Below are 19,566 nucleotides of genomic sequence, written 5' to 3' on the forward strand. Positions count from 1 at the left end.
CCCGCCGGTGCCCGCGCCAGCGTCCGCGTGTCATCGCAGCGTAGACGGGCGAGGCCAGGGCACAAGCATCGGTGGTGCTGCCGCAGCGTGAGGCCCGAGCTGATGTAGCCCAGCGCGGTGTCCTCAGAGCGAGCCGGGAACGTGCTCGGTGGCTGGCGTTCCGATGATTCTTAGTATTGTCAGCGTGTGCTGCGGCTCATCTCCGGCGCGTCCCGGGCCCGATGCCCAGGCGCAAGGCGTCGCTGCAACCACAGCCATATGGAAGCGTTGATCCGTGATGGCACAGCGTCCGAGTTGGGAGGGCCATCTGCGCCTCTCCCTCGTCTCCTGCCCCGTCGCTCTCTACGGAGCCACGTCGCGTGCTGGCGACGTGAGTTTTCGGCTGATCAACCCGGATACCGGCAACCGCATCCGCCAGATCACGGTCGATGCCGAGACGGGCAAGGAAGTCGGGCGCGGCGACCTGGTGCGCGGCTTCGAGATCGAGAAGGATCGCTACGTCCTGCTGACGGATGAGGAGATCAAAAGCGTCCGCCTGGAAAGCACCAAGACCATCGACATTGAGCAATTCGTGAAGGTCGAGGGCATTGATCGCATCTGGTGGGAGGACCCGTATTACCTGGCGCCATCGGAGAAGGCCGGCATCGAAGCCTTCGTGGTGATCCGCGAAGCCCTGCGTCGGAGCGGCCAGATCGCGATCGGCCGTGTCGTCATCCATACGCGGGAACGCATGGTCGCATTGGAACCGCGCGGTGGGGGCATCCTCGTGACCACCCTACGCAGCCATGACGAAATCCGCCCGGAAGCGGAGGCCTTCGACAACATCCCGGCGCGCAAGGCCGATCCGAAGATGGTGCAGATCGCGGAGCAGATCATCGCTCAGCAGCAGGGGCCCTTCGATCCCGCCGGATTCGTGGACCACTATGAAGATGCGTTGCGCGAGCTGATTCGGAGCAAGCAGGATGGCGGCGACGGCGGAGTCTCAGCCCCGCCACCGGCGAAGGACAACGTCATCGACCTGATGGAGGCGCTGAAGCGCAGCCTGACCGGCGACAAGACGAAGGAGCCGACGCGCGCGGCAACCGCACGGACGAAGGCACCGGCGACGAAGACCGCGAAGGCCAAAGCGACGGGCGGCCGTGCCAGGCCTGCCCGCCGTCGCGCCGGCTGACATGGCGCGGGCGCTGGAGGCTTACCGCGCGAAGCGGGACTTTGCCCGCACGCCCGAACCCGGCGCGGCGACAAGGCGAAGCGGAAAGCGACTCAGCTTTGTTGTGCAGAAGCATGCCGCGCGGCGGCTGCACTACGACCTCCGCTTGGAATGGCGTGGTGTCCTGAAAAGCTGGGCGGTCACCAATGAACCGGTGCAGGACCCCGCCATCAAACGCCTGGCGGTGGAGGTGGAGGACCATCCCCTCAGCTATGGCAGCTTCGCTGGCACCATCCCGCGGGGCCAGTATGGTGCGGGGACCGTTGAGATTTGGGACCGAGGCGCTTGGGCACCGCTCGATCGACAAACGGTGGACGAGGACCTGGCGGAGGGTCACCTGAAATTCGTGCTCGTCGGCCAACGCTTGCACGGTGGTTTTGCGCTGATTCGCATGAAGCCGAAGCCGAAGGACTGGAATCCTGGGCGGAACTGGCTGTTGATCAAGGAACGCGATGCCGACGCCGCGGGTGCCGCAGCACCATCCGCGCGGCAACGGTCGGGGGCTGCGGTGCCCAGCTTTCTCACCATGCAGCATTGTGTGGCGGCGGAAACGCCGCCCTCTGGCGTCGCCTGGATCCATGAACTGAAGCTCGACGGCTACCGGCTGCAATGTGCGGTGGCGGGCGGCGCGGTGATGCTGCGGACGCGCACAGGCTTGGACTGGAGTGCCCGCTTTCCCGACCTGACCGCGGCCGCAGCCGCCCTGCCCGACTGCGTGTTGGATGGCGAGGCCGTAGCGCTGAACGACGATGGCATGCCGGATTTCGGTCGTCTCCAGGCGATCCTGGCCGAGGAGCGTCGCGGCGCCATCGTCTTCTTCGCCTTCGACCTGCTGTACGAGGGCCGGCGCGACATGCGTGGCCTGCCTCAGCGCCAGCGCAAGGACCGGCTTCTCCACTTCCTTGTCGGGAAGGGTGGCGCAATCATCCGCTATGTCGAGGATTTCGCGGTAGCCGGTGAGGCCGTGCTGCGCAGCGCGTGCCAATTGTCGATGGAAGGCGTCGTCTCGAAGCGCGCTGACCGGCCCTATGCCGAAGGCCGTAGCGGCAATTGGGTGAAGACCAAGTGTCGCGGTAACGAGGAGGTGGTGATTGGCGGCTGGAGCTTGAACCGGCGTGGCACGGGTCTCGGGGCGCTGTTGGCGGGCGCGCGGCGCCAAGGCCGGCTCGTCTATCTCGGCCGTGTCGGCACGGGCTTCGGGGAAGCGACATCGCGCAATCTAGTTGCCGCGTTGAGGCCGCTTGAACAGCGCAGCAGCCCATTCGAGGGCCGCCAGCCGGCGCGGCTGGGTGACGTACATTGGGCAGCGCCGGAGTTGGTTGCGCAGGTCGCTTACGCTGGCTGGACGGAAGATGGCCTGCTGCGTCACGCGAGCTTTATAGCCCTCCGGGAGGACAAGCCGGCGCAGGAGGTGCAGATGCCAACACGCCCGCCGCAGGACGCCGCCGAGCGCTCGAAGCCATGGCGGGCCGCGGCAACGCCGCCAAGGCCGGCCCTTCGGACCGCACCCGTCGCGCCGGCGGCCCCCCGGCTGACCAACGCCGATCGTGTGCTATGGCCGGCCTCGGGCGACCAGCCGGCGATCACCAAGGCGATGCTGGCCGACTACTACGCGCGCCTTGCGCCGCTGATGCTACCGCATCTGCGTGGCCGCCCTCTGTCCATCCTGCGTACGCCGGAGGGCGTTAACGGCGAGCGCTTCTTCCAGCGCCACGCCATGCGCGGCATGTCGCCGCTGCTGAAGCAGGTGACGATCCCGGGTCAGGCGAAGCCCTATCTGATGATCGAGGATGAAGGCGGACTGCTGGCGCTGGCCCAAATCGCGGCGACGGAACTGCACCCCTGGGGCGCGATGGCCGCGACCCCGGACACGCCGGACAGGCTGATCTTCGATCTCGACCCGGGGCCGGATGTCACCTTCGCGAACGTCCGGGCCGCGGCGCGGCGGCTGCGCGACGAACTCGCCGCGCTCGGCCTGACGGGCTTTCCGCGATTGTCGGGAGGAAAGGGGATTCATGTCGTGGTGCCTATCGCCGCGCCGCGCCGCGGTCCCCCGCTAGGCTGGCCGGGGGCGAAGGCCTTCGCGCTCGAACTGTGCAGGGCGCTCGAGCGCCAGGCGCCGGACACCTTCACCACGCGGATGGCGAAGGCGGCGCGGGGCGGGCGCATCTTCCTCGACTACCTCCGCAACGATCGGCTGGCGACGGCGGTCGCAGGCTGGTCGCCGCGCGCGCGGCCCGGCGCACCGATCGCCCGTCCTGTCTCCTGGGGCAGCCTGGCGAAGGTGGCTCGTCCAGACCAGTTCCACCTCGCGGCCTTGCTGCCTGGGCGGCTGCCAACCGATCCATGGCCGGACTTCGTGAACGCAGCGGCGCCGCTTCCGAGGGTTAGCTCGTCTCGGTCCTCCAGGCGCGGCGGTGGTTAGCGCAAGTCCGGCCTCGGCGGCGTCCTGACCGGCGACAATCCCTTCGTTCGTCGGCCGCATGCTCAGCCGACGGTGTCCTTGAGCGTCATCGCGGGCTGCCGGATGGCCGGCTGATTCGAGACGTGGCACATTCATGGATCCCAATGGGCAAAGCGGACGGCCAGCATAGTGTCACTCGCGCGGCGCGCCCGCACGATGGGATGGGTCTGCAGTGACGGTCCCAGGGCGTCACGCAGGTGTGGGGATCGTGGCTGGTTGGGCAGGGCCGTGGGCCCAAGGCGCAACCTCTCGGCCCGCTGGGCGATAGGGAACTGACGATCGTGGGGCGTCGTGCAGAGCGCCTCAGGTGGTCGTCAGCGTCGCTTCTAGGTCCCTGGCTGGGGCTTCTGTTCGCACCAAGAAGTCCGTTCCCCACTGGAAGCGAGGGTGCCAAGTGACCCTATCCCGGTGCCCCGCCAGCGGCACCGGGATCGCCCCTTCACCGAGTCAGAATGATACCACACGGTGTCCGGAGGCCGCCGAACGCCGCGTTCGAAACCGCCACGCCGCCCGGCCCGGTGAAGGTGCCGGTATCGAACGCCCCCGGCGAAGCGGTCTGGGCAGCCGGATCGCCGAACAGCGCGTCGTAGGCGTCCGGCAGGTATTGCAGCGCGCCCAAGCCGCCCAGCAGCAGCGACGCCAGCAGGTTGTCCCCTCCCCCGCTGGCGGCGCCACCACCGCTCGCGACAGCAGACGAGATAGGCGTAACCGTCCCGCTGCCGCCGCCGGCCACAGGCTGCACGCCCGGAATATTGACGACACCAGGCGTGGTGCCGAGCGATGCCGCGTTCGGATAGCGCCCCACGCCCATGCCGGGATCGTATGGAAGGCCGATGATGTAGCGGGATGCTATAGCCATGGGAGGCCCTCGACGGCTCTGCTTCGCCGAGAGCATAACAGTCAGGTCGTTATACTAACAGTGTAACAGTAATTTCAGACGATAGACATGACGGTTACTGGCGGATCGTGGCGGATATTTATTGAAAATCGCGCGTCGCGGGCATCTTCACCTCTGCGCCCGGCTTCGCTGTCTCGATCCCGTCCTCGCCTATCGCCGCCAACTTCCGCAGCAGATCCGACCGGTCGATCAACCGCGCCGCAATGAGGTGGATGATCGGCACCTCCGAATGCTGGTCCTCACGCTCTACGCGCCCCGCCGGTCCGTATTTGCTACGCAGACGCTCGTGGCTCGCAAGCATCCTGCCTATCTCTACACATTCCCGCTCCACGCGAGGCGCGCGGAGCTCGACACGATGTTTGCGGAGCAGGCGGTCGCCGACCTTGCGTTCCATCCCGCATACCGTGGCCTGGCGGCGGGACGGGCATTCTGGACAGAGTTGGGGCGGGCACTGCAGCACCACGACGCGCCGACGGTTGCGGCGACATGCGAAGTCGTGGCTGACACGCTGCACGCCGGGCGGATTACAACACGCGCGGCAGCGACGCTGGTGCGCGATTGGCGACTCGGCCGCCTCGGCGCTTCATAGACGCCGCCAAATGCCGCAGCAGATTCGACCGATTGATGAGCCGCGAGGCGATAGCGCCTTCCACTCAATGCAGGAAATCGGAAAGGCCGAACCCGCGCGACCTGATTGGGTCGTCCCTGTGAAGTCGGCCCTCGCTGCGCCAGGCGCTCGCCGTTGTGCCGAAGGTCCGGCGAAACCTCCGGCTGAATGACGAAGCGTCAAAGTGGCCCACTGACTCAGCGATCTCGGTAATGCTGCGCGCATCGCCGGACCGCAGAAGCCGCCCCGCAGCCTTCAGCCATTGCCCTGTCTCAGCGGCGGCCACGCGGACTTGGTCCGCTGGACAGCGCCCAGGCTGCTTGCATCACGCTCGGCACCAAGGGCGGCTGGGACAGGCGTTGCACGGTCGCCGCCGGGCCGAGCGGGAACAGGCTGACCGGCAGCGCGGCGGCGAGCGCGGTCTGGTGGTTCGCATCGATAGCGTCAGCGGCGGTCCACAGGCCGTTGATGACTCCCTGGGTCGGCGCGTTGCGGGGAATGCCAAGGGCATTGCGGGCTTCCGCCCGCGCCTGCTCCAGCTCGTTGAGGCCTGCGCCGCTCGCCGTCTGCCAGCGCGGATTGCGCGGGGTGGTGTCGGCCAGCCACTCCAGCTCCGCGATGGCGCGCGCGGCGGCGGCCGGCTGGTTCGCTTGCGGTGCGCGGAAGAAGACGACCATGGACTGGCCGATGACGACGATGGGATCGCGTCCCATCATGAAATTTGACGTGCCGGGCAGGGTCGGCAGAGGAGCTTGGGGAGCACAGGCGGTGACCAGCAAGGTCAGCAGGATGGCGGATCGGCGGCTCATGGTCCTTGGCCTCGCGGAGATGCATTGACGCCACGCACCGATATCACGCCCCCCCGGCGCGGCACGTCGCTTTCCTGTTCGTGCTGAGCGGCAGCTGCCGCGTGAGCTCACGGCAGCGGCGTCGCCGCCAGGATTAGGCGTCACGATGCCGCGCAATCGACGGAGCACGCTCCGATGCGGAAGCGAGCGGGGTCCGTATGGTCGGTCTCGACGCACCCGAGATGCGCGGCCAGTGCCCTGCCGAGAGTCGGAAAGCCCGCATCGCTCAGCCACGAGGCCGGGGACGATGGGGCAGCCTCCTTGCCGTCGCAGCGCCGAACAGCGGCAAATCGGTCGGCATGCGAACGTCCACCGCTGCGGCGTTCCATCTCGCCTCGCCACGGCCGACGCTCGCGCGTCGTTTGAAACCAGGGCGGGCACAGATGCCCCGCTGGCTCCCGCCTCCGTGATTGCCATTGCAGAACGACTTGGCGGGCGCCTAGGCTTCCCACAGATGCCTGACGGACCCGTCGCGGGAGTGTCGGCACTAGATCCGGATGGTCATGTGGCGGGACAGGCCGCCACCTAACCGACGACGCTTCCAGTGGTCGCAGCCAAGGCTGATCTCGTCGCATGCGTCGCACGCCGCGCGACAGCATCGCCGCGCCACTGCACCCGCTCGAAGGGAAGGAACGGTCATGGCTTCCTACTTCATTGCGCAGCCGACCATCGCGCTCAGCACCGGTCAGGTCGCAAACATCTCTTATTATGAGGCGAACTACGCGGTGGTCGAGAACGTCTTCAACGGTGCGACCTATGCCAGCGACTGCGCGGTGAGGATCACCAGCCGGGGAGACGTGGTGTCCGCCTTCGGAACCGCGATCAACCTGTGGGGCGATTCCGTCAGCGGTGGCGGCCACACGCTCGACATCGGGCCCGACGCCTTCGTGACCAGCCTGAGCGACGTGGCGGCGATCAAGATGTTCGCCCCCGAACGCTTCCGTAACTTCGGCGAGGTCAGCGGCGGCGATGGGTTCTGGGGGGAACGGCTCAGCGGCGTGGCCGTCGAGAACCATGGGGGCATCTTCGGCGACGCCTACGGGGTGCTGCTGATCGACAGCCCCTTCGCGTACATCCTGAACACCGGGACGATCAGCGGGGGCATCCCCATCCAAATCAGCAATTCCGGCGTCGAGATCGTCAACACCGGGCTGATCTCCGCCACGGCCCCCGGCCCGGGTGCCACAATCAATGTCGCCAGCGCCATCGGGGCCGAGACAAGGCTGACCAATTCCGGCACCATCGCCGGCCTTCCCTACGCCTATTCCGGGTCGTTCCAGGCCGACACGATCATCAACACCGGCACCATCTTCGGGCGCGTCTCCCTCGGCGAGGGCAACAACCTCTTCGACAGCCGCGAGGGGCTCGTCACCGGCGCCGTCACCGCCCTTCTCGGGAGCGACACCATCCTCGGCGGCCGGGATGCCAATGTGCTGGCCGGCGGCGGCGGCAATGACGTCATCGAGGGCCATGGCGGAGACGATATCCTCAGCGGCCAAGGCGATTCAGACTCGATCGACGGCGGTGACGGCCAGGACTGGGTGAATGGCGGTGCGGGCGCCGACCTGCTCATCGGCGGCGCGGGCATCGATGTGCTCGACTACGCGGGGGCCGCGGCCGCGGTCACGGTAAACCTCGAAACCGGGCACGCTGCCGGCGGCGATGCCGAGGGCGACCAGTTCAGCGGCTTCGAATGGCTGCGCGGCGGCAATGGCGCCGACGTGATGAACGGCAACAGCGCCGAGAACCGCATGCTCGGCGGCATCGGCAATGACAGCCTGCGAGGCGGCTCGGGCAACGACCGCATGCTCGGCGAGGCCGGGGCCGACACGCTGACCGGCGACGCCGGGGCAGACATCCTGAACGGGGGCCTCGGCGCGGATCGCTTCCGTTACCTCGCGATCGGCGACTCCACGACCCTGGTGTCGGGCCGCGACGCGATCTTTGGCTTCAGCAAGGCGGAAGGCGACCGCATCGACGTCTCGGTGATCGATGCGAATGGCGCCGCGGCCGGTGATGCGGCGTTCACCTTCATCGCCGGTTCCTTCACCGGCGTGGCCGGCCAGCTCCGCGCCTTCCAGTCCGGCGGCAATACCTTCGTCGAGGGCGACACGGACGGCGTGAACGGCGCGAATTTCCAGATCAAGGTCATGGGGCTTGTGACATTCGCGGCGGGTGATTTCTTCCTATAGCGTGCTGCGGACGCGGCCGCGGTGATAGCGGGTGGCGTGACCCTGCCCATCGTGCGCGATCGCCGCGGACAGGATGTTGCGGCAGTGCTGATCCGCGAAGGAATGGCGGGGCCATATTTCGGCCGAGGGCCGCGTCCCCGTTGGTGCGGGTAGCGCCGGTCCTATGTCTTCTTCCGGGCCGGCTTCATGCGACCGTCCCCGCCCAAGCCAATCTCCCTGGCAAGCGCGGCGCGGCGTTCGGAGTAAGCTGGCGCGACCATCGGGTAGTCGGAAGGCAGGCCCCACCTCTCCCGGTACTGGTCGGGCGTGAGGTTGAATGCCGTCGCGAGGTGCCGCTTCAGCATCTTCAGCTTCCTCCCGTCTTCAAGGCACACGAGGTAGTCTCGATGGACCGACTTCTTGATCGGAACGGCGGGTTCCGGCCGGGCCTCAGCCTTGGCCGGAGCCGGTTGTCCGGTCCCCGCCAGCGCGGCATGGACGCCGGCAATAAGACCGGGAAGATCGCTCATAGGCACGGGATTGTTGGAGACGTGCGCGGCCACGATTGAAGCGGTGAGCTGCAGAATTCCCGGCTTGGCAACCACGTCGGACATAGGACACTCCGTCATCGAATCAGGCGGCCCGCTCATGTTGCACGCCGCTGACCGGGAAGCGTGGACTGGCTTCCAAGGCGACGGCGAGGCAGCCGTTTGCGCCCCGCCTAGTGGAAGACTGCCCCGTGCTTCGCGAGCACCTGTCGAACACGCTCGCGAAGAATTGGAGAGCGCGTCCAGGCGATTGTGAGCAGGTCCGCAACGCCGATAGCGGTCTCGCCTTCCCGGATCGCTGTGCACGCCTTCCAATAAGCTTGCAGTTCACCCTGGTAGTTCTGTTGTGCCGAAGCGACCGGGACGACCGATTCCATAACGAACGCCTCCATTGCTGCGGGGGTCAACGCTCCGCGCCGAAGCCGGGTTTCAGTATTGATCGGTTCGCCTGTCGCACATGTTCCGATTGCGTGCTGCGACGGGCCGCACAAACCGCACCGCGATCGGTGCATTGCGTCGCTATCGTTCGCGGCGGTGAGCGGGTGCCGGTGCTCGCAAATCGCATGTGACGTAGATGGCTCGTGGCGTCGCCGGCACCCGCTGTCGGTCGCGGATGGCCTTTCGCCCCTTTCTCCTCACCCTACTTCTGATGCCAGCAGCGTCCCGTCCGCCAAAGACATTCGACGCGGCGCGGGGCTTGCCGAGCTTCAACCGGCCCGCGCAGGTCCCGTTCATGCCGACATGAGCGACGGCCTCGCTGCGCTGGCGACGAGCGCCGGCGCCATCCGCCGCCTGATCGCGGGGGGGGCTGAAGGCGGAGCAGGCAAAGTCATCTCCGTAACAGAGACGGAGCGCATCCTGCGCGATTGGCTGATGCGGCACGAGCGCCTGAAAGGCTAACACGGCGCAACGCCCATCGGTGCGATGCATAGGTGACATGACGCGCCGCGGTGACGAGGGTCACAACGGGGAGCGCGAAGTTCGCAGTACTGGCAGCGCATCACGCCTGCGAGCATCCCGTCTGTGACTTTTGTTATCCTACCGGCGCCACCCGCCGATCCTGTTGAGCGCCATCGCTGCTTCGAACAGGTCTGGTCGCACCGCGACGAACTTGCCGACGACGTGCTTGGCTTGGTCGCCGTGGGCGATGCGGCGCGCGAGCTCGGGCGCTTGGGTGAGTATTGGGCATGGATGACGGGAGGGAGCTGCGACTTCGCTCCCCGCGCCGCCGACCCTGAGGACGAGGCCCCCGGCGGGCAAGCGGTGACCCGAGCCGGCGGTGAGCCGGAGCAAGCGGCCTGATGCGTTGCGGGAGATCACCGAAACGTTGGCCTGCCCCCTGCGCTTCAGTCTCGGCGGCAGGCCGTAGTGGCCGTATCGAGAGCGTCGTGGGATTTCAGAGCCCAGCAATCACGGACGACGGTTGCATCAGCTTCAACGGCAAGGGTGATTAATGAGGCGCTCTACCGCCCTTCCAGGAGGATGCGGCGCGCGGCGATGAAGTCCTCATCAGCCCCCTGGGTGCTGGAACCCAACAGCCTTGGCCCGCTGGACGCTAGACATGGGCAGGCGCGGGCGTGCAATCTTCGCACGCCCCGCAAGCGCAACAACCGACAAGGCGCGGAGCACCACCCCAGGATCAACAGCGATTCCGGAAGGAGTGCCCCCATGTCTGCACACCCACGCCCCGCGCCACCATGGGCAATGCCGCAGCGCGCCGCGCTCGGCCACCTGCGCCGCCGGCGCGTCGTCGGTGCCTCGCTTGCATTGGTCGCTGCCCGCCGTGCAGCCGCGCAATCGCCCTGGCCCGACCGGCCTGTGCGCCTGTTGGTCGGCCTGCCGCCGGGCGGCCAGGCAGATTTGCTCGCTCGCGGCCTCGCGCCGCATCTCGCTGCGGCCTTCGGCCAGCCCTTCATCGTCGAGAACCGGCCGGGCGCCGGCGGCACGATCGCGGCGGCCGTGGTGGCACAGGCGCGCGATCTTCATGCGCTCGGCTTCGTGCTGGGCGGGCCGACCACCACGGCTCGGGTGCTGAACCCCGCCTTGTCCTACGACCCGGTGCGGGACTTCACACCGATCACGCTGATCACCCGCGTCCCCTTCGTGCTGACGGTCCATCCTTCCTTGCCGGTGCGCGACTGGGCCGGCTTCGTTGCGCATGTCCGGGCCAACCCCGGCGCGGTGACCTATGCCTCGATCGGGCCTGGGACGGTGACCCATCTCGCCATGGAGGAACTGAAGGCGCGGCTCGACCTCAGCATCACGCACGTGCCCTATCGGGGCTTTCCGCCGGCGACGCTCGACCTCGTGGCCGGTCGGGTGCAGGCGATGTTCAACGTGCCTTCGGCCGCGCTACCGCACCTGCAGGACGGCAGGCTGCGCGCCATCGTGCAGACTGGAGAGGCGCGCCTGCCGACGCTGCCCGATGTGCCGACCTTCGAGGAGGCCGGTGTGCCGGATACCGCCTTCTTCGGCTGGACAGGCGTGGTCGCGCCCGCCGGCTTCCCGCGCGCCAGCGCTGAGCGGCTGGCCGAAGTGATCCGCGGCGCGCTGGCAACCGACCCATCGGCGCGCGGAGGCTTGGATGTGACGGGCAGCGAGATGCTCGGCACGTCGCCCGCCGCCTTGGCCGCGCACCAGGCACGCGAGGCGGCGCGATGGAATGCGGTGATCGCACGGTTGGGACTACGGACGAACGAGTGAGCAGCGCAGCGGTGCGGGCCGAAGGGTGCCTGCCGAGGGGCGAAGAACGGCGCCAGGCGGGATCTTTATCCCGTGCGCTTCTCGACCGCCCGGCGCGCTTTCGCAGGTTTCGCAACTTTCGCAGCCGCGCGCATGGAAACTGGAATTCACGCCGCACCGCGCCTCGTCTGGCGGGCGGAGCGCGTTCCCCCTGTTCCCCCACGTGTTGGGCATGGGGGAACGCGTGAAAGCCAGGAAACTCTAGGCTGTTCCCCCGTTCCCCCACGTTCCCCCTGCAAATGCAGAAACCCGGCCTGCAAACGCACGTCGGAAACTTTTGGGGGAGGGAACCGCAAGCAGCGGTCTTCGGTGGCGGGGCGAGGTGGAGTGAATTTTCTCGCACGCGAAAGGAAGAAGGGAATTAGGAGCAGGGAACCTCACTCGGCCACCTTCACAGCGCGCCGCACGCGAGCGGTCATCAGGCCACCCCGCGCGTCGCCCGGTGTGCGGCAAGGTCCGCGACATTCTCGGCGGCATCGTCCTTACCGGCCGCGCAGTGCGCCACATGCTTGGCCCAAGCCGTCAACGCCGCCTCGCGCTCGGCGGCGAAATCATGCCGCTGATAGACGCGCGCCACAGTCGAAAGCCGCACCGGCTGGTGCGCCAACAGCATGTCCGCGACCACCGGGTTGAACCCCATGGCGGCGAGCGCGGAAACGCCCGTGCGGCGTATGTCGTGAAGCCGCCAGTCCTTCACCTTCGCGGCCTTGTCGAGCGCGGCCTTCGCCTTCGTGAAGCCGCTCACAGGCGTCTCGCCGGTGGTGCTGAAAACAAGATCCTGCCCCTTGATGCGCTTCACGTCGCGCAGGGCGGCGCGGGCGGCTTCCGGCAGGGCGACCACATGCGCCTGCCCGCGCTTCATGCGCGCGCCGGGAATGGTCCATGTGGCGAGGTCGGCGGACAGTTCGGACCACCGCATCCCCGCGACTTCATCGCGCCGGGCCAGCGTCAGCAGCAGGACGCGGAACAGCGGCCCCCACGGCTCGCCCATGCCGGCGGCGGCATTCCAGATGCGGCCGGTTTCCTCGGCCGTCAGGGCGCGCTCACGGGCGACGATGCCGGCGCCGATGGGGATACCTTCGAACGGGTTGCCGCCCACCTTCCCGCGCTTCTCAGCCCAGGCGTAGCAGGCGCGCGCATAGGCCAGCGTCCGGCCCGCCATGGCGGCGCTGCCGGCTTTCAATAGGTCATCCAGCACCGCCACGGCCTCGGCCTTGGACAGGCGCGCAGCCGGGCGCTTCAGGTGCTTGGCGAAAGCGTGCTTGATCGCGCGCACCGCCTCGGTCGCATAGCGCGGGCGCTTCTGCGTCAGGTGCAGCTTCGCCCAATCATCAACCAGGGTTTCGAGGGTCAGGGCGCGCTCGGCCTTGTCGCGGGCGGCAGCCTCGCGCTGTTCCAGCCGCACCACACGGGGGTCGATGCCCTTCGCCACATCGCCGAGGCGGGCGCGGGCGGCCTCGCGGGCCTGGTCGGTCGTGATGCTGCCCCATACGCCCAACGGCTCGCGGCGCTTCAGCTTGGTCGCAGGGTCGGTCCACTGGACGATGAAGGTCTTGGTCCCGGCGGCCGTCGCGCGGACCCCAAGCCCCTGGCACTCGGTATCGAACGCAATGCGGTCCTTGCTGCCCGGCGCGGGCTTGAAGGTGGTCAGGAAGCGGTCGGTCAGTTTCGGCACGGTCGCGGACCCCGATCTTGCGGACCCCACGCGGACCCGGCGGTTGGGTCCGCATCGGGTCCGCGTGGTGGTTTGTGGCGGCCAACTTATTTGCGGACCCGAATGAATGCAAGGTATCTGGCGGGATTTGGCGGATCGTGGCGGTGATCTATCGCTTACTCTTAATCAGCGGGTCGTAGGTTCGAATCCTACGGCGCCCACCATTCCCAAGCCATTGCTTACGGATCGAGAAGCGGGCGGCGATCCTGGCTGGATCGCCTTGCCGTGGACGCGTCTGCCGCCTGCGAGATTCCGCGCTCGTCGTCGTTCAGTCGCCCTTCGTGGCGCCGCTGTGGTTCTTCATTCGTTCCCGGTTCCGCGGCCTCGGCGCGCGACGCCATGGTCGCAACAGCCCGGCCGCCGGAACGACACAAGTCAGGCTGCTTCAACGCGCGCGGCGCAAAGCTTGTAGCCGGGGATCTTCCCATAGGGGTCGAGCCTTGCGTCGGTCAGCAGGTTCGCGGCTGCCTCGCGGAAGGCGAAGGGCAGGAAGATCACGTCGTCCGGCAGGGCGGGATCGCCGCGCGCCACGCATTCGATCGAGGCCCGCCGCGTCGTGATGCGCAGCCTGTCGCCGGCCACAATGCCCAGGCGCCGCAACGCACCGGGTGCGAGGGAGACGGTGGCCGACGGCTCCAGCACATCCAGCACGCCGGCGCGCCGCGTCATCGTGCCGGTATGCCAGTGCTCAAGCTGGCGCCCCGTGGTCAGCACGAAGGGGAACTCGGTGTCGGGCGTCTCCTCCGGATGCGACAAGCCGGCCGGCACCAACAGCGCGCGGCCATCCGGGGTGGGGAAGCGGTCGTGGAAGACGATCGCCTCGCCCGGCATGCCGGGGTCGGAGCAGGGATACGTGACGCTGTCTTCGCGTTCGAGCCGGTCCCAGGTGATGTTGGCAAGGCTCGGCATGGCCTGCGTCATCTCGGCGAAAACGTCGCGCGGGTGCTCGTAGTTCCAATCGAGGCCAAGGTGGCGGGCCATCTCCACGATGATGGCGAGGTCCTGCCGAACCTCGCCCGGCGGTGCCACGGCGGCGCGGCCCATCTGTACCTGGCGGTTGGTGTTGGTGACGGTGCCGTCCTTCTCCGGCCAGGCCGAGGCGGGCAGAACCACGTCAGCGAGCGCCGCCGTTTCCGTCAGGAACAGGTCCTGCACAACGAGATGGTCGAGCCGCGCGAGTGCCGCGCGCGCATGCTCGAGGTCCGGGTCGGACATCGCGGGGTTCTCGCCCATGACGTACATGCCGCGGATCGCGCCACGTTCGGCGGCCTGGAGGATCTCCACCACAGTCAGGCCGGGGCGCGGATCGATCACGGCATGCCACAGCGCCTCCATCGCCGCGCGTGCCGCATCGTCGCCGGTGCGATGGTAGTCCGGAAGCATCATCGGGATCAGCCCGGCATCGGAGGCACCCTGCACGTTGTTCTGCCCACGCAGGGGGTGCAGCCCCGTGCCGGGCCGCCCGATCTGGCCACAGACGAGCGCCAGGGCGATCAGCGCCCGTGCATTGTCGGTGCCATGGATCGACTGCGAAACACCCATCCCCCAAAGCGTCAGCGCCGCCGGCGAGCGCGCATAGAGCCGCGCGACGCGGCGGATCTGCTCGGCAGGCACGCCGCAGCGTCCAGCCATAGCCTCGGGCGCATAGGCCTCCGCATGGGTGCGCAGCGCGGCGAAGCCATCGACGCGGGCGGCCAGGAACGCCTCGTCCTGAAGGTTCTCTGTCAGGATGACGTGCAGCATGGCGTTGAGCAGCGCGACGTCCTCGCCAGGCGCGAAACGCAGGACCTCCGTTGCGAAGCGGTCGAGCGAACTGCCGCGCGGGTCGGCGATGACGAGCGTCGCGCCGCGCGCGGCCGCGTCCTTGATGAAGGTTGCAGCGACGGGGTGGTTCTCGGTCGGCCGCGCGCCGATGATGAAGATCAGATCTGCATCGCGCACCGCGGTGAATGGCGCGGTGACCGCACCGCTGCCGATGCCTTCCAGCAGCGCCGCGACCGACGCCGCATGGCACAGCCGCGTGCAGTGGTCGACATTGTTGGTGCCGAAGCCGGTGCGGACCAGCTTCTGGAAAAGATACGCCTCCTCATTCGATCCCTTGGCGCTGCCGAAGCCGGCCAGCGCGTCCGGGCCGACGCGGTCGCGGATGACGCGCAGGCCGGATGCGGCGCGATCCATCGCTTCCTCCCACGTCGCTTCGCGGAACTTCGCGCGCGCGCGGGACGGGTCGATGCAATCCTTGGGATCCTTGATCGCACCGTCGATGCGGATCAGCGGCCGCATCAGGCGATCCGGATGCGCCAGGTAGTCGAAGCCGAAGCGGCCCTTCACACAAAGGCGTCCATGATTGGAGGGGCCGTCGTGACCGACCACTTCCTCGATCCTGTTGTCGCGCACGCGGAAGCCAACCTGGCAGCCAACACCGCAATACGGGCAGACGCTGGCGACCTCCCGCGCAGGTTCGGCGGCACGGTGGCCGCGATCGTCGAGCACGGATTTCGGCAACAGAGCCCCGGTCGGGCACGCCTGCACGCATTCCCCGCACGCAACGCAGGAGGACGCACCCATCGGGTCGAGCAGGTCGAAGGCGACCGTCACGTTTGCTCCGCGACGTGCGAGTCCGATGACGTCGTTATGCTGCACCTCCCGGCAGGCGCGCTCGCACAGGCCGCAGGCGATGCAGGCATCGAGCGCCACGGCCATGGCGGGATGCGAGAGATCCGGTGCCGCCCGCGCATCCGCGGCGAAGCGCGACCGCGTGACGCCGAGTGACGCCGCCCATCGCGCGAAGGTCGAAGTAGCATCACGCCCCTCCGGCCCTGGCATGTCCGCAAGCAGCAGTTCGAACACCATCCGTCGCGCGGCTTCCGCACGCGCCGAGGCGGTGCGCACCGTCATCCCCTCCCGCGGCGCGCGGATGCAGGAGGCGACGAGGGTGCGCTCACCCTCAACGTCCACCAGGCAGGTGCGGCAATTGCCGTCCGGCCGGTATCCCAGCTTCGGGTGGTGGCAGAGATGCGGGATCTCCGTGCCTTGGCGCTGCGCGACCGTCCAGATCGTTTCGCCTGGCGCGGCCTCGACCTCCCTGCCGTCGAGGACGAAGCGCGTCACGGCATCGCCTCCGTCGGGAAGTGCCGCAGCAGGGACAGCACCGGGTTCATCGCCGCCTGACCGAGGCCGCAGATCGACCCATCCGCCATCGCCTGCGCGAGTTCCGCCAGCAGCGCGCGGTCCCAGCGCGGCGCCTCCAACATTGTCGCCGCCTTCTGCGTGCCCACGCGGCAGGGCGTGCATTGCCCGCAGGATTCGTCACGGAAGAAGCGCACCAGGTTGCGAACGGACTCGGGGAGATCGTCCTGGTCCGACAGCACCACCACCGCACCGGAACCGACGAAGCAGCCCAGATGTTCCAGCGCACCGAAGGCGAGCGGCAGGTCACCCATCGAGGCCGGCAGGATGCCGCCGGAGGCCCCGCCTGGCAGATAGGCAGCGAATTCATGGCCGTCCTGCATGCCGCCACCATGCTCCTCGATCAACTCGCGCACCGTGATGCCGAGTGGCGCTTCGTAGACACCGGGGCGCCGCACGCGGCCCGACAGGCTGAACAACCGGCGTCCCTTGTGCCCGCGGCGGCCTGATGCGGCGAACTGCGCCGCGGCGTCGGGCGCGCCGAAAAGCGTCGGCAGCCACCACAGCGTCTCGACATTGTGGATCAGCGTCGGCGCGCCGAAGAGCCCATGCTCGCCCGGAAAGGGCGGCTTATGGCGCGGATAGCCCCGCCGGCCTTCAAGGCTTTCGAGCAACGCCGTCTCCTCGCCGCAGATATAGGCGCCCGCGCCGCGGCGGAGATGGACTGTCGGCATCGGCACGCCGGCGTCCCGCAGCATCGTGAGCGCGGTCGCCACGTCCTGCCGAGCCTTCGGGTACTCGTCGCGGATGTAGACCCAGCATGCCTCGGCGCCGATCGCATGGGCCGCGAGAAGCATGCCCTCGAGGAAGCGATAGGTTTGGCGTTCCAGGCACCACGCGTCCTTGAAGGTGCCAGGCTCGCCCTCATCCGCATTCACGACCAGGTGGCGCGGACCCGGTTGTTCCAGCACCGCGCGCCATTTCCGCGCCACCGGAAAGCCTGCACCACCGAGACCGCGCAGGGCGGCCTCCTCGAGCGCGGCGAGCATTGTTGCAGTCGTCAGGCGTCCGCCACGCGCGGCCGCGAGCGTCGGCCACCCATCGGGCCAGCGTGGCGCAGGATGAGGCGGGCTATGCGGCCGCACGCCCAGCCCGGCCGACCAGGCCGCGGCGACCCGTTGCGGTGTTGCGTGAGCGACGCAATCCTGCGTCCGGCCTTGCACAGCCCAGCAGGTAGGGGCCTCGTGGCAGGCGCCCATGCAGGGCGCGGCGATCACCCGCGCGCCGCCCGGCGGGTTCGATCGCAATGCGGCAAGCAGGTCGTGGCCGCCGGCCATAGCGCAGGGCAGGCCCTCGCAGACACGAATGGTCACCGGCGGCGGCGCGGCCTCGCCATCCGCGAGCACGTCGAAATGCGCATAGAAGGTCGCGACCTCGAAGACCTCCACGGGCGCGAGGTGCAGCATCTCGGCCAGGGCGACCAGGTGGTCCGGATGCAGCGCGCCAAAATGATCCTGCAGCGCGTGGAGATGCTCGATCAACAGATCACGGCGCAGCGGCAACTCGCCGAGCGCCGTGGTGGTTGCCGCCCGCGCGGCTTCTGTCGGCGTCCTGCCTCGCGGGCCGGTCCTCGGGCGCCGCGCGGTCCGTTCCGCGCCGGCTGCCGGCCGTGCTTGTGCCATCTTCCCGGGCGCACTCCGTTTCCTCTTCCGGCATTACAGCCCGAATGAGAGCGGATGTCAGCGGGAACACGCTGGATTGCTCGATGTCAAACCGACGTTTGATCCCAGCCGTCTCCTGCGTGCATGCTCGATCTTGTTATGCTGAGCGCGCGTCGCCCGGGCGCAAAGTCCAGCCAGGATAGGCATGCGCCACGGCATCGGTTGCACTGCAGCAAGAACGACAGGGCGAAACCAGCGCCCGACGCAAGGAGGAAGCAATGGATTCATATGTCCGTCGTCGCGGGCTGCTCGCGGCATCGGCCGGCCTGATCGCAGCACCCTCGCTTGCGCGTGCGCAGGCCGCGGGCACCAGGCCACGCATCACCGTCATCTCGCAATGGAGCGCGGGGAGCGACGGCGCCGCCATCACCAAGCTCGGTCAGGCTTTCGAGGCGGCGGGCGGGACCTGGGAGCACAATCCGGTTCCCGGCTTCACGACCGAGATGATGAACAAGCTCCGGGCCGACATCCTGGCCGGGAACCCACCGGCCGCGTCGCAACTCAAGGGGCCTGAGATCGCGGCCTGGTCGCGGATCGCCCCCACCGTGGACCTCACCGCCGCGGTTGCCGAGGCGGGGTACGAACAGGTCGTCGCTCCGGACCTTGCGCGGCTGCACAAGCCGCAGGGCCGCTGGATCGCGCTGCCATTACAGGTCTATCGCACCAACACGCTCTTCGCCTCCCGCCGGGCGATGGAACGCGTGGGGGCGACGGCGCTGCCGAAGACCTGGGCGGAATTCAATCAGCTCGCAGCGAAGATGAAGGACGCCGGCATCACGCCGATCGCCAATGGCGGCATCCGCTGGGATGATGCCCAGAAGTTCGAGGTGGCGCTCGCCGGCCTCAACCCCACCGCCTACCGTCGCGCGCTCATGGAGCTCGATGACCGGGCGTTGCGCGGGCCGGAGGTGCTCGCCGCCTTCCGGCAGACGCGCCAGATGTCGGAATGGATGGATCCCGCTGCCTCCGGCCAGCACTACAGCACCTTCCTGCCGCGCTTCGTCCGCGGCGAGATGGGCATGCTGATCATGGGTGGCTGGGCGCAGGGCGTGATCCGCCACAACGGCTTCTCGGACGAGGACTACCTGGTCGGCCAGGCGCCGGTAGACAACGGACGCCCCTGCTTCGTGCTCAATGCCGATGCCTTCATCTTCTGGCGCCGCCGCGAGCCGGAATTCCAGGCCGGGCAGATGCTCATGGCGAGCCTGGTGATGAGCAAGCGCATCCAGGAAATGTACTCGCAGACGACCGGCTCGATCCCGGTGCGGACGGACATGGACCTCTCCGGCGCTGGCTGGTCCGCCGGGCAACGCGAAGCGGCGGCGTCCCTCGCCGCGGCGGTCCGGGGCGAACAATCCGTACTCAGCCTGGCGCACAACATGGCGCAGAACAACGCGATGACCGCGGCCATGATCGATGTGCTGACGGAGTTCGTGCACAACCGGTCGATCCGGCCGGAACAGGCGGCGACGCGCCTCGCGGACGCCGTGGAAGCGGCGCGCTGATCGCGGAGG

General features: G+C 68.2%; 14 protein-coding genes. 6 read left to right on the plus strand and 8 right to left on the minus strand.

Annotation, left to right across the window (positions count from 1 at the left end; translation table 11 throughout):
* The first annotated feature begins 277 nt into the window (after nt 1-277).
* Together ku and ligD are read left to right on the plus strand one after the other, a co-directional pair.
* A complete protein-coding gene (gene ku / locus AC2YHJ_RS11195) occupies nt 278-1,171 on the plus strand; it encodes a non-homologous end joining protein Ku (protein ID WP_487396183.1) in 894 nt (297 codons plus the stop codon).
* A complete protein-coding gene (gene ligD, locus AC2YHJ_RS11200) occupies nt 1,140-3,635 on the plus strand; it encodes a DNA ligase D (protein WP_487396053.1) in 2,496 nt (831 codons plus the stop codon). The genes ku and ligD overlap by 32 nt, the downstream gene beginning before the upstream one ends.
* 478 nt (nt 3,636-4,113) lie before the next feature.
* On the opposite strand, the gene AC2YHJ_RS11205 is transcribed toward ligD, so the two are convergent.
* The 4 genes from AC2YHJ_RS11205 to AC2YHJ_RS11220 all read right to left on the minus strand — a co-directional run bounded on the left by AC2YHJ_RS11205 (nt 4,114) and on the right by AC2YHJ_RS11220 (nt 5,988).
* Nucleotides 4,114-4,533 (minus strand): hypothetical protein, encoded by a 420-nt coding sequence (locus AC2YHJ_RS11205; RefSeq protein WP_487396055.1) that lies wholly within the window; start codon nt 4,531-4,533, stop codon nt 4,114-4,116.
* 118 nt (nt 4,534-4,651) lie between these two features.
* Entirely contained in the window at nt 4,652-4,966 is a 315-nt protein-coding gene (locus AC2YHJ_RS11210; protein ID WP_487396057.1) for a hypothetical protein, read from the minus strand.
* 259 nt (nt 4,967-5,225) lie between these two features.
* Entirely contained in the window at nt 5,226-5,465 is a 240-nt protein-coding gene (locus AC2YHJ_RS11215; protein ID WP_487396058.1) for a helix-turn-helix domain-containing protein, read from the minus strand.
* The gene (locus AC2YHJ_RS11220; protein WP_487396060.1) at nt 5,452-5,988 is read right to left on the minus strand and encodes a hypothetical protein; all 537 of its coding nucleotides are present in this window, start codon (nt 5,986-5,988) and stop codon (nt 5,452-5,454) included. Before AC2YHJ_RS11220 ends, AC2YHJ_RS11215 begins: the two co-directional genes overlap by 14 nt.
* A gap of 677 nt (nt 5,989-6,665) precedes the next feature.
* Between AC2YHJ_RS11220 and AC2YHJ_RS11225 the strand changes: the two genes are divergently transcribed.
* Nucleotides 6,666-8,219, plus strand: a complete 1,554-nt coding sequence (locus AC2YHJ_RS11225) for a calcium-binding protein (protein WP_487396062.1) — start codon at nt 6,666-6,668, stop codon at nt 8,217-8,219.
* Nucleotides 8,220-8,380: 161 nt separating this feature from the next.
* On the opposite strand, the gene AC2YHJ_RS11230 is transcribed toward AC2YHJ_RS11225, so the two are convergent.
* Nucleotides 8,381-8,812, minus strand: a complete 432-nt coding sequence (locus AC2YHJ_RS11230) for a Ros/MucR family transcriptional regulator (protein WP_487396064.1) — start codon at nt 8,810-8,812, stop codon at nt 8,381-8,383.
* Between the two features lie 675 nt (nt 8,813-9,487).
* On the opposite strand from AC2YHJ_RS11230, the gene AC2YHJ_RS11235 reads away from it, so the two are divergent.
* Nucleotides 9,488-9,646, plus strand: coding sequence for a hypothetical protein (locus AC2YHJ_RS11235; protein WP_487396066.1), 159 nt, complete (start codon nt 9,488-9,490; stop codon nt 9,644-9,646).
* Between the two features lie 768 nt (nt 9,647-10,414).
* Complete coding sequence (locus AC2YHJ_RS11240) at nt 10,415-11,449, plus strand: Bug family tripartite tricarboxylate transporter substrate binding protein (protein ID WP_487396067.1); 1,035 nt, start codon at nt 10,415-10,417, stop codon at nt 11,447-11,449.
* A 457-nt stretch (nt 11,450-11,906) separates the two neighbouring features.
* Here the strand turns inward: AC2YHJ_RS11240 and AC2YHJ_RS11245 are convergent, their stop codons facing one another.
* From AC2YHJ_RS11245 to AC2YHJ_RS11255, 3 genes are all read right to left on the minus strand, one after another.
* Complete coding sequence (locus AC2YHJ_RS11245; protein WP_487396069.1) at nt 11,907-13,163, minus strand: tyrosine-type recombinase/integrase; 1,257 nt, start codon at nt 13,161-13,163, stop codon at nt 11,907-11,909.
* Between the two features lie 414 nt (nt 13,164-13,577).
* Nucleotides 13,578-16,313 (minus strand): formate dehydrogenase subunit alpha, encoded by a 2,736-nt coding sequence (gene fdhF, locus AC2YHJ_RS11250; protein ID WP_487396071.1) that lies wholly within the window; start codon nt 16,311-16,313, stop codon nt 13,578-13,580.
* Entirely contained in the window at nt 16,310-18,013 is a 1,704-nt protein-coding gene (locus AC2YHJ_RS11255; RefSeq protein ID WP_487396073.1) for an NADH-ubiquinone oxidoreductase-F iron-sulfur binding region domain-containing protein, read from the minus strand. The genes fdhF and AC2YHJ_RS11255 overlap by 4 nt, the downstream gene beginning before the upstream one ends.
* A gap of 257 nt (nt 18,014-18,270) precedes the next feature.
* Between AC2YHJ_RS11255 and AC2YHJ_RS11260 the strand changes: the two genes are divergently transcribed.
* Entirely contained in the window at nt 18,271-19,557 is a 1,287-nt protein-coding gene (locus AC2YHJ_RS11260) for an ABC transporter substrate-binding protein (protein ID WP_487396076.1), read from the plus strand.
* The last annotated feature ends 9 nt before the right edge of the window (nt 19,558-19,566 follow it).

It is taken from the genome of Roseomonas sp. SRI_022, from assembly GCF_057586215.1.

What these genes read in the sequence shown, in the direction of transcription:
- AC2YHJ_RS11220 (WP_487396060.1), bottom strand. Translation starts at nt 5,988, where the DNA reads ATGAGCCGCCGATCCGCCATCCTGCTGACCTTGCTGGTCACCGCCTGT.
- AC2YHJ_RS11210 (WP_487396057.1), bottom strand. Translation starts at nt 4,966, where the DNA reads ATGGAACGCAAGGTCGGCGACCGCCTGCTCCGCAAACATCGTGTCGAG.
- AC2YHJ_RS11255 (WP_487396073.1), bottom strand. Translation starts at nt 18,013, where the DNA reads ATGGCACAAGCACGGCCGGCAGCCGGCGCGGAACGGACCGCGCGGCGC.
- AC2YHJ_RS11235 (WP_487396066.1), top strand. Translation starts at nt 9,488, where the DNA reads ATGAGCGACGGCCTCGCTGCGCTGGCGACGAGCGCCGGCGCCATCCGC.
- AC2YHJ_RS11260 (WP_487396076.1), top strand. Translation starts at nt 18,271, where the DNA reads ATGGATTCATATGTCCGTCGTCGCGGGCTGCTCGCGGCATCGGCCGGC.
- AC2YHJ_RS11230 (WP_487396064.1), bottom strand. Translation starts at nt 8,812, where the DNA reads ATGTCCGACGTGGTTGCCAAGCCGGGAATTCTGCAGCTCACCGCTTCA.
- AC2YHJ_RS11240 (WP_487396067.1), top strand. Translation starts at nt 10,415, where the DNA reads ATGTCTGCACACCCACGCCCCGCGCCACCATGGGCAATGCCGCAGCGC.
- AC2YHJ_RS11225 (WP_487396062.1), top strand. Translation starts at nt 6,666, where the DNA reads ATGGCTTCCTACTTCATTGCGCAGCCGACCATCGCGCTCAGCACCGGT.
- ku (WP_487396183.1), top strand. Translation starts at nt 278, where the DNA reads ATGGCACAGCGTCCGAGTTGGGAGGGCCATCTGCGCCTCTCCCTCGTC.
- AC2YHJ_RS11205 (WP_487396055.1), bottom strand. Translation starts at nt 4,533, where the DNA reads ATGGCTATAGCATCCCGCTACATCATCGGCCTTCCATACGATCCCGGC.